Source organism: Campylobacter concisus, from assembly GCF_002092855.1.
Lineage (GTDB): Bacteria > Campylobacterota > Campylobacteria > Campylobacterales > Campylobacteraceae > Campylobacter_A > Campylobacter_A concisus_AI.
Map to the genome: position 1 here is coordinate 183,032 of NZ_LVLC01000001.1, position 12,895 is coordinate 195,926.

Annotated in this window: 13 protein-coding genes; 6 read left to right on the forward strand and 7 right to left on the reverse strand. The window is 39.8% G+C overall.

The window, feature by feature from the left end; all coding sequences use genetic code 11:
- Positions 1 to 2 precede the first annotated feature (2 nt).
- Genes A3223_RS00855 through A3223_RS00880 form a run of 6 tightly spaced genes read left to right on the forward strand, consistent with a single transcriptional unit; the run spans position 3 to position 4,763 of the window.
- Entirely contained in the window at positions 3 to 1,181 is a 1,179-nt protein-coding gene (locus A3223_RS00855; RefSeq protein ID WP_084107967.1) for a pyridoxal phosphate-dependent aminotransferase, read from the forward strand.
- Positions 1,181 to 1,384, forward strand: a complete 204-nt coding sequence (gene thiS / locus A3223_RS00860; protein WP_084107969.1) for a sulfur carrier protein ThiS — start codon at positions 1,181 to 1,183, stop codon at positions 1,382 to 1,384. Before A3223_RS00855 ends, thiS begins: the two co-directional genes overlap by 1 nt.
- A gap of 7 nt (positions 1,385 to 1,391) precedes the next feature.
- Positions 1,392 to 2,243 (forward strand): sulfur carrier protein ThiS adenylyltransferase ThiF, encoded by an 852-nt coding sequence (gene thiF, locus A3223_RS00865; RefSeq protein ID WP_084107971.1) that lies wholly within the window; start codon positions 1,392 to 1,394, stop codon positions 2,241 to 2,243.
- On the forward strand, positions 2,244 to 3,008 hold the full coding sequence (locus A3223_RS00870) for a thiazole synthase (RefSeq protein ID WP_084107973.1): 765 nt from the start codon (positions 2,244 to 2,246) through the stop codon (positions 3,006 to 3,008).
- Positions 3,008 to 4,162: a 2-iminoacetate synthase ThiH gene (gene thiH / locus A3223_RS00875; RefSeq protein WP_084107975.1), complete on the forward strand. Its 1,155-nt coding sequence runs from the start codon at positions 3,008 to 3,010 to the stop codon at positions 4,160 to 4,162. The genes A3223_RS00870 and thiH overlap by 1 nt, the downstream gene beginning before the upstream one ends.
- Entirely contained in the window at positions 4,155 to 4,763 is a 609-nt protein-coding gene (locus tag A3223_RS00880) for a thiamine phosphate synthase (RefSeq protein WP_084107977.1), read from the forward strand. The genes thiH and A3223_RS00880 overlap by 8 nt, the downstream gene beginning before the upstream one ends.
- A 36-nt stretch (positions 4,764 to 4,799) precedes the next feature.
- Here the strand turns inward: A3223_RS00880 and A3223_RS00885 are convergent, their stop codons facing one another.
- From A3223_RS00885 to A3223_RS00915, 7 genes are read right to left on the reverse strand one after another with little or no spacing between them, the layout of a single operon-like run.
- The gene (locus tag A3223_RS00885; protein WP_084107979.1) at positions 4,800 to 5,369 is read right to left on the reverse strand and encodes a nitrogen fixation protein NifR; all 570 of its coding nucleotides are present in this window, start codon (positions 5,367 to 5,369) and stop codon (positions 4,800 to 4,802) included.
- Positions 5,370 to 5,909: a molybdopterin adenylyltransferase gene (gene mog, locus A3223_RS00890; RefSeq protein ID WP_009293784.1), complete on the reverse strand. Its 540-nt coding sequence runs from the start codon at positions 5,907 to 5,909 to the stop codon at positions 5,370 to 5,372.
- Positions 5,910 to 5,922: 13 nt separating this feature from the next.
- On the reverse strand, positions 5,923 to 7,575 hold the full coding sequence (locus A3223_RS00895) for an ATP-dependent metallopeptidase FtsH/Yme1/Tma family protein (protein ID WP_084109243.1): 1,653 nt from the start codon (positions 7,573 to 7,575) through the stop codon (positions 5,923 to 5,925).
- Positions 7,562 to 8,800: a tRNA (N(6)-L-threonylcarbamoyladenosine(37)-C(2))-methylthiotransferase MtaB gene (mtaB, locus tag A3223_RS00900; protein WP_084107981.1), complete on the reverse strand. Its 1,239-nt coding sequence runs from the start codon at positions 8,798 to 8,800 to the stop codon at positions 7,562 to 7,564. The genes A3223_RS00895 and mtaB overlap by 14 nt, the downstream gene beginning before the upstream one ends.
- Positions 8,800 to 10,389, reverse strand: a complete 1,590-nt coding sequence (locus A3223_RS00905) for a mechanosensitive ion channel domain-containing protein (protein WP_084107983.1) — start codon at positions 10,387 to 10,389, stop codon at positions 8,800 to 8,802. The genes mtaB and A3223_RS00905 overlap by 1 nt, the downstream gene beginning before the upstream one ends.
- Positions 10,386 to 11,423 carry a 3-dehydroquinate synthase gene (gene aroB, locus A3223_RS00910; protein ID WP_084107985.1) on the reverse strand — a complete coding sequence of 346 codons (1,038 nt, stop codon included), beginning with the start codon at positions 11,421 to 11,423 and terminating at the stop codon, positions 10,386 to 10,388. Before aroB ends, A3223_RS00905 begins: the two co-directional genes overlap by 4 nt.
- Before the next feature lie 2 nt (positions 11,424 to 11,425).
- Positions 11,426 to 12,844: a COG3400 family protein gene (locus tag A3223_RS00915; protein WP_084107987.1), complete on the reverse strand. Its 1,419-nt coding sequence runs from the start codon at positions 12,842 to 12,844 to the stop codon at positions 11,426 to 11,428.
- Positions 12,845 to 12,895: the final 51 nt, after the last annotated feature.

The window sequence follows — 12,895 nt, forward strand, 5'->3', positions numbered from 1 at the left end:
CAATGCAACTAGCAAACAGAATGCAAACATTAAGCGAATCAATCACAATCGCGATCAGCACAAAGGCCAAAGAGATGAAGGCTGCTGGCATCGACGTGATCTCGCTTTCAGCTGGTGAGCCTGACTTTATGACTCCAAAAAAGATAAGAGAAACTGTAAAAAACGCACTTGATAACGATAGCAAAAGTGGCAAATACACGCCAGTACCAGGTTTGCCTGAAGTCATTGATGCCATTAGAGCAAAGCTAAAAAGAGATAACGGACTTGACTATAAAGCAAATCAAATCGTCACAAACATCGGCGCAAAGCACTCGCTTTTTAATGTATTTCAAGCACTTATCAACCCAGGCGACGAGGTCATCATCCCCTCTCCATATTGGGTAAGCTACCCTGAAATAGTTAAATTTTGTGGCGGTGTGCCTGTATTTATCGAGGCGGACGAGAGCACAAATTTTAAAATCACAGCCGAGCAGCTAAAAAAAGCGATCACACCAAAAACAAAAGTTTTTTCGCTAAATCACCCGACAAACCCAACTGGAGCTGTATATACAAAAGAGGAGATCGCGACATTTGGCGAGGTTTTAAAGGGCACCGACATCATCATCACAAGTGATGAAATTTATGAAAAAGTGATCTACGGCAAGAAATTTCACGCAGTTGCCTCCGTAAGCGAGGATCTTTTTAAAAGAACAGTCACGATAAATGGGCTAAGCAAGTGTGGCGCGATGCCTGGCTGGAGATTTGGCTACATAGCAAGCTCGATGGACTGGCTAATTGCTGGCATCAAAAAGCTTCAAAGCCAAAGCACAAGCAACATCAGTTCGATCGTACAAATAGGCGCTATCCCGTCACTTCTAGGCGAAACTGATGAAGACATCGAAAACATGAGAAAAGAGTACGAAAGAAGACGCGACGTGGCAGTTGAAATGATAAATGCTATCCCTGGGCTAAGCGTAGTTAAGCCTGATGGTGCGTTTTATCTATTTGTAAAATGTAAAGAAGTAGACGGCAACTCGCTTAGATTTTGCCAAAAAATGCTTGAAGAGGCGAACGTAGCGACGGTGCCAGGTGTAGGCTTTGGTATGGAGGGATATTTTAGAATTTCTTTTGCAACCGACATCGAGAGCATAAAAAAAGCGATCGAGAGGATCGCAAATTTTGTAAAAAGCTACAAAATTTAATGATCAAATTTAGAGTAAATGGCAAAATTTTCGAGCTTGAAAACGATATAAATGTTTATGATTTTTTAGCTCAAAATGGCTATAAGATTAAATTTATAGCCCTTGAGCGAGACGGAGAAATTTTGCCAAAAAAGCTTTGGCGTAAGAGCTTTATGAGCGAGGGCAAAGCTTATGAGATCGTCACTTTAGTTGGCGGTGGATGAGGAGAAAATGATAGAGATAGTTTTAAATGGCGCAAAATTTAAGGTGCCAGTAAAAAGCCTTGGCGAGCTAAAAGAGCTTGCGCTTGGCAATAAAGAGAGTGAAATTTATAAATTTTTAGAGAAATTTAACGCGACAAAGCCAGACATTTTTATCGTTGATGGCTTTGCTATAAAAGAAGATAGCGAGCTAAAAGATGGCTCAAACGTCGTATTTATAAGGCGTGGCATGATGCCTGAGCGTGAAGTTTTACGCGCGATGATCGCCTCACGAAACAGCCCTGAGCTAAATTTAGCCTTAAGCAAGGCAGTGATCGGCGTAGCTGGACTTGGCGGTCTTGGCTCAAATATCGCACTAAGCCTAGCTAGAGTTGGCGTAAAAAAGCTAGTGCTTGCCGACTTTGACGTCGTGGAGCCAAGCAACCTAAACCGCCAGCAGTATTTCGTCCGCCACATCGGCTTGAAAAAGACGCAGGCGCTTAAAGAGCTGATAAATGACGTCAATCCCTTTGTCGAGGTCGAAACTCACGATATATTTTTAGATGAAAAAAACGTGGCTAGCGTCTTTGGCGAGTGCGAAATTTTATGCGAAGCCTTTGACAATGTCGCTGGCAAGGCGATGATACTAAACGAAGCTGGGGCAAGTTTAAAAGATAAAAAGATCATCGGCGCCTCTGGCATGGCAGGATACTTTAGCTCAAATCTCATAAAAACCATAAAATTTGCCAAAAATGTCTATCTTTGCGGCGACCTCACAAACGAGGCAAAGATCGGTCAAGGGCTAATGGCGCCGCGCGTCGCAGTCTGCGCAAATCACGAGGCAAATTTAGCTATTAGACTGCTTATGGGCTTGGAGGCGTAAGTGCAAAATGATAGTTTGATCCTTGGCGGCAAGGAGTTTCAAAGCCGCTTTATCCTTGGCTCTGGCAAGTATTCACACGAGCTCATCGACTCAGCCATAAACGAGGCTGGCGCGCAAATTTTAACCCTTGCTCTTAGGCGCATAAACGAAAGCAAAGAGCGAAATATACTTGACTTTATCCCAAAAGGCGTGACGCTTTTGCCAAACACAAGTGGCGCTAGAAATGCCAAAGAGGCCGTTCGTATCGCCCAGCTCGCACGTGAGCTTGGTTGTGGGGAGCTTGTTAAGATAGAGATCATAACTGACTCTAAATTTCTCTTTCCTGACAACGCTGAAACCATAAAAGCGTGCGAAGCCTTGGCAAATGACGGCTTTGTGCCAATGCCTTATATGTTTCCAGATCTAAATGCTGCAAGAGCGATGCTAAGCGCAGGAGCTAGCTGCATAATGCCTCTAGCTGCGCCCATTGGCTCAAACCAAGGGCTAGTTTTTAAAGATATTATTGAGATTTTGATAAATGAGCTTGATACGCAGATCATAGTTGATGCAGGCATCGGCAGGCCTTCACAAGCGTGCGAAGCAATGGAGATGGGAGCAGCTGCTATCATGGCAAACACAGCCATCGCCTCATCTAAAAATATCCCACTCATGGCAAAAGCCTTCAAAGAGGCTATCATCGCTGGTCGCAATGCCTACCTAGCAGGCCTTGGCGCAAAGAGCAAAAGCGCAAACGCCTCATCTCCGCTCACTGGATTTTTAGACTGATGAAATTTACAAGAACCGACCACATGCAGCTGCTACCACACATGCAGGATGTTGGCAGCGACATTATGGATGAGATTTTAAAAGAGCGCACTAGCTACAAGCCTGAAATTTACACCGAAGCAGATGTAAAGGCAGCTCTTAATGCAAAGCACTGCTCGCTTGAAAATTTAAAAGCCCTACTCTCGCCTGCTGCAGCGCCATTTTTAGAGCAAATAGCCCAGCTCGCCCAGGCAAAAACAAGGGCAAATTTTGGCTCAAACATCACGCTTTTTACCCCGCTTTACATAGCAAACTACTGCGACAATCTCTGCGTTTATTGCGGTTTTAACGCTAAAAATAATATAAAAAGGGCAAAGCTAAGCAATGAGGAGATCACAAGAGAGCTAAGAGAAATTTCAAAGAGTGGCTTAGAAGAAATTTTGATCCTAACTGGCGAGAGCGAGACAAACTCAAGTGTCGCTTACATCGCAAATGCCTGCGCTTTGGCAAAGAAATTTTTTAAAGTCGTTGGGGTTGAAATTTACCCATTAAACTCAGATGGCTACGCCCTGCTTCATAAAAGTGGTGTAGACTACGTGACCGTCTTTCAAGAGACTTATAATCCCACAAAATACGAAAAAATCCACCTTGGCGGCAACAAAAGAATTTTCCCATACCGCTTAAATGCGCAAGAGCGAGCACTTCTTGGAGGCATGAGAGGGGTTGGCTTTGCCGCACTTCTTGGCATAGATGACTTTAGGCTTGATGCCTTTGCTACGGCACTTCACGCAAGCTTAGTTCAGAAAAAGTATCCGCACGCTGAGATCGCATTTTCATGCCCAAGACTTCGCCCTATCATAAATAATAACCGCATAAATCCACGCGACGTGGGGGAGCGCGAGCTTTTGCAAGTGATCTGCGCATATAGAATTTTCATGCCAACAGCTAGTATAACGATCTCAACCAGAGAAAAAGCGAAATTTCGTGATAACGCCGTAAAGATCGCAACAAACAAGATAAGCGCTGGCGTAAAAGTGAGTATCGGCGCTCACGGAGAAGAGAAAAAGGGCGACGAGCAGTTTGAAATAAGCGACGATAGAAGCGTAGATGAGATCAAGGCTATGATAAAAGCAAACGGCCTAGATCCCTTGATGAGCGAGTATGTATATGTTTAAAATTCTCTGCGTGGCCGACTTTGAAAACTATGAGGGCGATGACTTTTTAAAGAGGATACAGCTACTTTGCAAGGCTGGCGTGGATGAAATTTTACTTCGTGCAAAGGGGCTAAACGAGGCTCAATTTTATGATCTTGCTAGAGTTGTGGCTCAAATTTGTGAAAACTACCGCAAAAGATTTATCATAAATCAATTTTTTGACGTAGCCTGCAAGCTAAAGAGCGACTTTTGGCTCACTTCGGCACAGCTTGATTTTTTTAAAAATCACAGCATTTTTTTGGATGAATTTAGAAAAACAGCTAAAATTTACGCCCCAGCTCACGACCTAGAGCAGGCTAAAATTTCAGCCACAATTGCCGACGTATTCGTAGCTTCTCATATATTTGCTACCTCTTGCAAGACGGGCTTAGAGCCAAAAGGGCTAAATTTCATAAGCGAACTAAAAAGCTTTGGCAAAGAAATTTACGCACTTGGCGGACTAGACAGTGGGAACTACAAAGAGGCCATAAAAGCTGGCGCAAACGGCATTTGCTTCATGAGTTTAGCGATGAACAGCGATATGGAGCTTATAAAAAAGATAGTAAAGAGCAAAAACGGCTAAATTTAGTATAAATTACATAAAATAATACGTAAAATTTTACTCATTTTTGCTAGCGATATATGTTTTTATATCAAATATAAGTAGCGTCACAAGCGATGGCAGCATATAGGAGTTTAGCACTAAAAGCAGCGACTTTGTCAAATTTGACTTTATTAAAGTCTCTATGCCAAGGCTGCTGTTGTAGTTAAAAAAATATAGCAAGGCAAACTCGCCAACAAGAACTATACGAGTGATCTTTAGCAAGATGTCATTTCCCGGTCTTGCAAATTTATCATCGACCACAAGCGACAAAGTGATCCAGCCAAGCAGCCAAATTGAGCAGGCTAAAGCATAAACAGTAATGCTTTCATCAAATTTTTCAAGTAGTAAAAATACCAAAGGTTGCAAAAATACAAGGCTAGCGATAAACCAAAGAAGTGAGCTAAAGGCTAGCAGGCAAACACAGCCAAAGATAGAAATGGCAGAGATAAAGCCAAAAACCTCTAACCCAAGATAGTAGGCCAGCGCATAGGATAAAAAAGAAAAAACAAGCCAAATTTTAATAACAAATCGCCACCTATTTGCAAAGGCAGTGGCTTTTAAATTTAGGCTATCTGTCAAACCCATTTACGAGATTTTCTTTTGTTTTGGGCGGAAAACTTTCATCACATTTTCATCAGTTTCTATAAATGCACCCTCTATAAGATCGATGCAGTATGGCACCGCTGGAAATACAGGCTCTAAGCACTCTTTTATCGCCTTTGGCTGTCCTGGTAAATTTATGATGAGCGCATGGCCTCTTATGCCTGCTGTTTGGCGTGATAGGATCGCTGTTGGGACATATTTTAAGCTCGCAGCTCTCATTAGCTCGCCAAAGCCTGGCATCATCTTCTCGCAAACTGCCTCAGTAGCCTCTGGGGTGACATCTCTCACTGCTGGTCCTGTGCCTCCAGTAGTTAGCACAAGGTCGCATCCTAGCACGTCTATCATGTGCACGAGCCTCTCTTTTATGAGATCAAGCTCATCAGGGATCACCTCGTAAAAATACTCTCTTTCGCTTACTATCCAGCCATCAAGCACCTCTTTGATCGCTGGGCCTGATTTGTCCTCGTATGTGCCCTCACTTGCGCGATCGGACATAGTTAGAATTCCTATTTTTGCTTTCATTTTTTCTCCTTTATTAGTAGTTTTCATTTAAAATTTTAGCAAGCGTCTCTTTATCTACGCTCTCATAAGCAAGCAGATATGAGCTTATCCTTGCGATCTGCTCGTTCGTGCCCTTTAAAAAGGACATTATCTCATCTTTTGCTTGTTTTAAAATTTCTTCCACATCGTTTGGATTTGGCACGAAAGAATTTCCCATGCCATACTCATAAACCATCTTTGAGGCGATCTCTTTTGCTAAATTTAGATCGTTACTTGAGTTTGAAAAGATGTCGTTCTCATCGATTTCAAGCTTGCACATGCCAGAGATTAAAACCTTTATGCGTGAGAGCATCTGTGACTTTGACTCGATCTCTTGCTCAGTCGCCATAAAGCGGTCTTCAATGAGCGAAATTTTTTCAAATTTCACATCAAACCAGTAAGCACTTAGCGCCTTTGCGCCTTGATAGATGGCTTGAATTTTCTTCTCGCTCTCGCTGTAGCTTAGCACCTTTTTCTTGCCGAGCAAGACCTTGTTTAAAACAGCCTCAAAATCCCTCATCCTAAGCACGCTTTCGCCGTTTCTTAGAGCGTTTATCGCTGCTTCATTTACAAGCGTGCTAAGTGCCGCACCAGAAAAGCCAACACTCATCCTGGCGATATCTTCAGCTGGCACTTCGCAGTTTTTATCTCTTAGATATGTGTTTAGGATAGCCACCCTGTCGTTAAAATCAGGCATTGACAAAAATATACGCCTATCAAAGCGCCCTGATCTAAGTAGCGCCTCGTCGATCATCTCGATCCTGTTTGTTGCAGCTATGACGATGACCCCTGAGTTATCTTCAAAGCCGTCCATCTCGGTTAGCAGCTGATTTAGCGTGGCTTCTCGCTCGTCGTTTCTAGTGCCACCCCTGCTCTTGCCAACGGCGTCTATCTCGTCGATAAAGATGATTGAAGGTGCGTAGGATTTGGCTCTACTAAAGAGCTCTCTAACTCTTTTTGCGCCCATGCCGACGTAAATTTGCACAAAGCTTGCGCCATTTTGGTAAAAAAACGGCACATTTGCCTCGCCTGCAACTGCCTTTGCCACAAGCGTTTTACCAACGCCTGGAGGGCCGATCATTAGCACGCCTTTTGGCATTTTGATACCAAAATTTCTATATTTTTGTGGATTTTTAAGAAAATCAACTATCTCACTAAGCTCGCTTTTAACCTCGCTAATACCAGCCACATCGCTAAATCTCACATTTGAGATGACTGGCATAGTATTTTGATTTAGTACGCTTTCTATCTCAAATGCGCCCTCTTTTTTGCTAAGCAAGCTCTCCTCTTTTTTCCTGATACTTCTAAAGATATAAGCATACCAAAGCACGAAGCAGACAAAGATGATAAATCCCCAGATCATGCCAGGAGTGATGTATTGCTTAGTCTTTTCAACAGGCACTTTTTTAATAAGCTCTTTTAGATCGATGCCATCTTTTATAATATAAAAACGATTGTTTTGTGCATAAAGCACGACTTCATCGTCATCGATTACAGCGCGGTCTATAAAATTTCCATCCATTAGCTGCATATATTGCGAATATGTGATGTTTCGTGGCTCTTTACTAACAGCAAATAGCAGTACGCTGATTAATGCGACAGCTGCAATTATTAGGATATTTTTTTTATTAAATTTAAATTTTTGCATAATTGGCATCTGGCTTAACTTCATATTCGCTTACCTCCACCCACTCTTTTGTTATATCTTTTTGGCTTAAAATTTTAGCTTTGTTGTAAAACTGATCAAAGCCCTCGTAAAACTCACCATTTTTTTGCTCGACTAAAATTTTCAAAGCTCCGTTATGCTTTTTCCTAAAATTTTCATTATTTTGCAAAGTAATGCCTTGTAAAATTTTTAGCCTACTTTTTGCCACATCGCCGCTAACATCGCTTTTTAGCGTAGCTGAGTGCGTATCACGCCTTGGCGAATAGACAAAAGCATGCAGATGTGTGATAGGAAATTTTTTAAAATTTTCCACAGCCTCTGCCCAAATTTCCTCACTCTCACCAGGATGACCCACGATGTAGTCCGTGCCAAGCGCAAAGCCAAGTGAGCTAAGCTCATTAAAAAGTTCCAAATCACTAAATGCGTTATTTCGTCTTCGCATAATCTTTAGCATAGCCTGACTCGTGTGCTGAAGTGCGATGTGCAAATGACGCTCCAGCCACTCTTCTTTTAAAATTTCTCTAAAGCTCTCATCTATCTGGCTTGGCTCAATGCTTCCAAGCCGAATGCGTCTTATGCCAGAAATTTTACCCAAGTTTGCCAAAAGCTTACCAAGAGAGCTATTTGTATCTTTGCCGTAGCTACCTATATTTGTGCCAGTTAGGACAAGCTCATTATAGCCATTTTGGGCTAAAATTCTTGCCTCTTTTAATATCATAGCCTCATCCATGCTTCTAGCCTTACCACGAACTGAAGGGATGATGCAGTAGCTGCAGCTAAAGTTGCAGCCTTCTTGAATCTTTATAAAAGCCTTTGTGTGATTTTCATAATTTGTGACAATGTTTTTATCAACTGAGTTTAAATTTCCAAGCTCAAAAAATGGCTTTTCTTGCTTTAAAAGCTCATTTAGATCGCTCTTTTTACTAGCTCCAAGTACGCCAAATATACCGCTATTAAATAGCTCTTTACCCTTACTAACCGCACCACATCCGGTCAGCACCACCTTCGCCCCACGCCTTTTTACGCCGTTTATGTAGTTTCTAACACCACTATCAGCAGAATTTGTAACAGTGCACGAGTTTATGACCACGATATCAGCGCTCTCTTCATCATTTGTGATCTCGTAGTCCTTGATGTAGCTTTTTAAAAGCTCAGTATCATAGATATTTGTGCGACACCCAAATGTTTTAAAAAATATCTTTTGCATTAAGAATTTTCACTCTCTTGCTCGCTGTGAGCGGTGTGATCGCTTGGATTTTCTTTTTTGCCTATAAACATAGTTTGTGTTGGATAAGCGATCTTTATATCATCTTGAGCTAAAAAAGCCTCGATGATCTCAGCACTTATCGTGCTTCTAAGTGCCAACGTGGCATAGGAATTTGACATAAACCAGCATGAGATATTTATGCCATAAGGCTCAAAAAACGTATAAATTCTTGGCTCGACGTTTGGATTTTTGATGCTGTATTGACTTCTTAATTTATTCATCTGGCGTTTTGCGATATCAGTGTAGCCTTTTGAGTATTTCTTAACGACATTTCTTGCTAGATAGACAGCCTTTTTATGGTTACTATCAAAGCTTATCATGATATCTATACCGTCCCAAACGGTCTTCATGCCATAGTGAGCATAGTTTGCGATTAGGTCTGTAAAAATATAGTTATTTGGTACAAAGATGATCCTACCTGCACGGCGGTTTGTTTTATAGGTTGAGTAGCTAACATCCTCAAAAACAGTTAAGCGAAGTAGCGAAATATCAATGACGTCGCCTACAAATTCGCTCCCATCATGAAATACCCTAATCCTATCACCAACATGTATAGAGCCACCAAACATGATCACCATCCAGCCAAGCATACTCATAAACATATCTTTCATCGCAATGGCGATACCAGCTGAAGCAAAACCTAGCACAGTTACGAGATAAGTGACATTTTCTATATACGAAAAAAGCAAGATTATGATGATTACGGTTATATTTAGAACGTTTAAAAATTTATTGACCGTGTAAAATCTCTCATTATCAGTAATCGTTCTTTTAACTATAAATTTAGCGATAAATGTTAGTCCAATCGTCAAAAGGATAATGATAGCCGTATAGCCCATACTTAAAAACTGAGCTTTTATATCAGAGGTGGTTAAATTTATAGCCTCATCAGCTCTTTTTTCATAGACATTATAAGTTGTATCAGCGATCTGTTTTGCCGCTTTAAAGTCGCCTATTTCTTGTTTTACCAAGTTTAAGCTTTCCCTATTTTGCTCATTTTCTTCGATCAAATTTAGTCTATTTAGTAAATTTTCTTTTGTTTCAAGCTTTTCCAAAAGCGTATCAAGCTCTTTTATATGCCTTTGATACTCGATCTTATCACTCTTTATCTTTTTGATATACGAAAAGCCAGATATAAGTGCAACGGGACTTGTTATCCTTGGTGGAGTATCCATTTCAGGAGCTGCTAGCATATTTGAAAATGGCGTTTTTTCATACTCTTTTAGTAAATTTATCTGCTCTTTTAGAGTTTGGATTCTTTTTATGATATCGCTGCCTCTTCTTGAGCTTTTATCCAGTTTCTTTAGTTCATTTTCATTTTTTTCAAGCTCATCAATAAGTCTTTGATAAGTGTTATAGTTAGCATACCTTGTGATCCAGATATTGTTTTTTAAGGAGTTATCTAGATTCGAAATATCTTTAATAAGCTCGTTATTTTGTAAATTTTGTGAGCCATTTTGCTCAAGCGTAACGTTCTCCTCAGCATAAAGGGCAAAGCAAAAAAGTAGTAAAGCTATGATCTTTTTCATTTAAATTCTCTTAAAATTTTTAAAACGTCTTCTTTTTTGACGTCATTTTTAATGATCGCACTGCCGATTTTATCTGCAATGATGAAATTTATCTTATCATCTTTTGTCTTTTTATCCATAAAAAATGCCTCGTAAAATGCATATTCATTTTCTATTTTGTAGCTTACTGGAAGGCCAAATTTTACCAAAACCTGTTTGATATGCTCTGCTTCTACCTCGCTCATGAGCCCTAGTTTTACACTTAAGCGATTTGCCATATTCATACCTATCGCCACTGCTTCGCCGTGTAAAAATTCTTTATAATTTGTCTCATTTTCTATAACGTGAGCAAAGGTATGGCCGTAGTTTAGGATGGCTCTTAGCCCTTTTTCTTTCACATCTTGTTCAACCACTTTTGCTTTTAAAATTACCGACTTCTCAACTAGCTTGGCTAAATTTTCATCATCTAAATTTACGCTCTTTAGCCAATCAAACATCTCTTTATCAAATGTTATCGCCATTTTTAAAGCCTCAGCAACACCAGCTGCAAATTCTCTCTTTGGTAATGTCTTTAAGAAATTTATCTCACAAAAAACTGCCTTTGGCTGATAAAAAGAGCCTATTAAATTTTTGCCAAATGTGTTATTTACACCCGTTTTTCCGCCAACACTCGCATCGACTTGCGCTAGAAGCGTAGTTGGGATATTTATAAAATTTATCCCTCTTTCATAGATGCTCGCCGCAAAGCCAGTCATATCGCTTATGACGCCACCACCAAAGGCGATTAGCGTAGATGAGCGATCAAATTTACTCACAAAAAGCTGCTCCAAAATTTGCTCTAACGTCTTTAAATTTTTATACTCTTCGCCGTCAGGCACACTTATGATAAATTTCTCATCACACTTCAAAATACTAAGTAGCTTTTCAAGATGAAGCCCCGCTACTTTAGCGTTTGTAACTATGCCAACCTTGCCTTTTAGTTCTAGTCTTTCAAGCTCGTTTATATAAATTTTATAACCTGATGCTTTTTCTTTAAGATTTAAATTTATCTGCATTTTTACTCACTTACTGGCACAAAAAGCTGTGCATTTTGGCTTAGTTTTTTATAAAGCCTATTTAAATTTGTCGATAAAAAGGCAAATGCCCCACCATTTGCCACGCTTTTGCTAAACATCACAAAATGAAGCAAATCTTTTGTATTTTTTAGTTTTACAAGCGGATTTTTAAGATTGTGATTTTCTATCTTTATACGCTTAGAAAATAGCGCACTAATGCTCTCAAAATGCTCTCTTAACGCTTCATCATCGCTATGCTTATTATCAAAATAGTAAAATTTCATCTCCAAATCAAGCTGTGCACAGCAGTCTGTTATCACGGCTGATTGATTCTCCACTTCTTGACTTTGATCGCCTAGTATCACGCCCTCTTTTATATTTGAAAGCAAAATTTTGCCTGTTTTTAGCACTGGAAGTTTTAGCTCATAAAATAGCTTCTTAAATTTAAAAAAGTATTTATCATCGCTTAAGATTAGACCGATATCGTGCTTTAAAACGTCATATTTTATAGATTTGTTATCACTATTAAAATAATCCATCAAGACGATGATATTTTTCTCTTTTATCGCTTTTAAAGTATCTAAATTTTCACCTAAAGTTGGATTTATCACTCTAAAAAAAAGTCGTTTATTATTTAGCTTTGAATGCAAATACAAGCTATCCTTTATGAGCTTGCTAACACGTTCTTTATCCATTGAGATCATATCAATCAGCACATAGATATTGCTACCAAACGGACTTGGAAACTGCCCACTTTCACGCTTAATTGAGCGGTAAACATTTTGAAGCACATTTGGATCACCAACAATCAGTAATATATCGCTTGGCTGTATCATTACATTTGGCTTTGGCAAGATGATCTCGCTGCCTCGATATATGAGGGCTATTCGCCATTTTTTTTGAGCTACTGAGCTGATGTGACGATACATATAAGAGCTACCTATTGGCACCTTAACTTCCATGATCTCACCCTCACTAAGCCCGATATTATCAGCTAAAACTGGTAGATCTGGTAAATAGTCCATAAGCCTTGATGCTGCAATATCTCTGATATCAACCACGCTTAAGTGTTTATCGCTTGCAAATATTTCTTTGCATTTTTCATCAAGCTCCCATGAGCTCATAAAAACAGTCTCGGTCTTTGTGCTGATCTGTCTTAAATTTTCATAAACAGCAATCGCCTCATTTTTATCATCGCAAACTATACAAAACTGACTAAAATAGCCATCGCTCACGCTTTTTAGCTTTGAAAGACTAGTTGGGTCAAACTGGTAAAACGTAAAATTTTCATAATTTGATTTTTGACTGTAATCCTCACTTGAAACAACGATATAGTGATGCAAATTTGATTTTGTTTCAAGCAGTCTGTTTAAAAAATTTCTTGCGAAAGTTCCATCTGCGATTATTAAAATTTTCTTCATTAATTCTCCGTATTTTAAAGCTCACATTATAACAAAAGGTCTTTAAAATAA

Coding starts and splice junctions, on each gene's coding strand:
- A3223_RS00855 (WP_084107967.1), top strand. CDS start 3: ATGCAACTAGCAAACAGAATGCAAACATTAAGCGAATCAATCACAATC.
- thiS (WP_084107969.1), top strand. CDS start 1,181: ATGATCAAATTTAGAGTAAATGGCAAAATTTTCGAGCTTGAAAACGAT.
- thiF (WP_084107971.1), top strand. CDS start 1,392: ATGATAGAGATAGTTTTAAATGGCGCAAAATTTAAGGTGCCAGTAAAA.
- thiH (WP_084107975.1), top strand. CDS start 3,008: ATGAAATTTACAAGAACCGACCACATGCAGCTGCTACCACACATGCAG.
- A3223_RS00880 (WP_084107977.1), top strand. CDS start 4,155: ATGTTTAAAATTCTCTGCGTGGCCGACTTTGAAAACTATGAGGGCGAT.
- A3223_RS00885 (WP_084107979.1), bottom strand. CDS start 5,369: ATGGGTTTGACAGATAGCCTAAATTTAAAAGCCACTGCCTTTGCAAAT.
- mog (WP_009293784.1), bottom strand. CDS start 5,909: ATGAAAGCAAAAATAGGAATTCTAACTATGTCCGATCGCGCAAGTGAG.
- A3223_RS00895 (WP_084109243.1), bottom strand. CDS start 7,575: ATGCAAAAATTTAAATTTAATAAAAAAAATATCCTAATAATTGCAGCT.
- mtaB (WP_084107981.1), bottom strand. CDS start 8,800: ATGCAAAAGATATTTTTTAAAACATTTGGGTGTCGCACAAATATCTAT.
- A3223_RS00905 (WP_084107983.1), bottom strand. CDS start 10,389: ATGAAAAAGATCATAGCTTTACTACTTTTTTGCTTTGCCCTTTATGCT.
- aroB (WP_084107985.1), bottom strand. CDS start 11,423: ATGCAGATAAATTTAAATCTTAAAGAAAAAGCATCAGGTTATAAAATT.
- A3223_RS00915 (WP_084107987.1), bottom strand. CDS start 12,844: ATGAAGAAAATTTTAATAATCGCAGATGGAACTTTCGCAAGAAATTTT.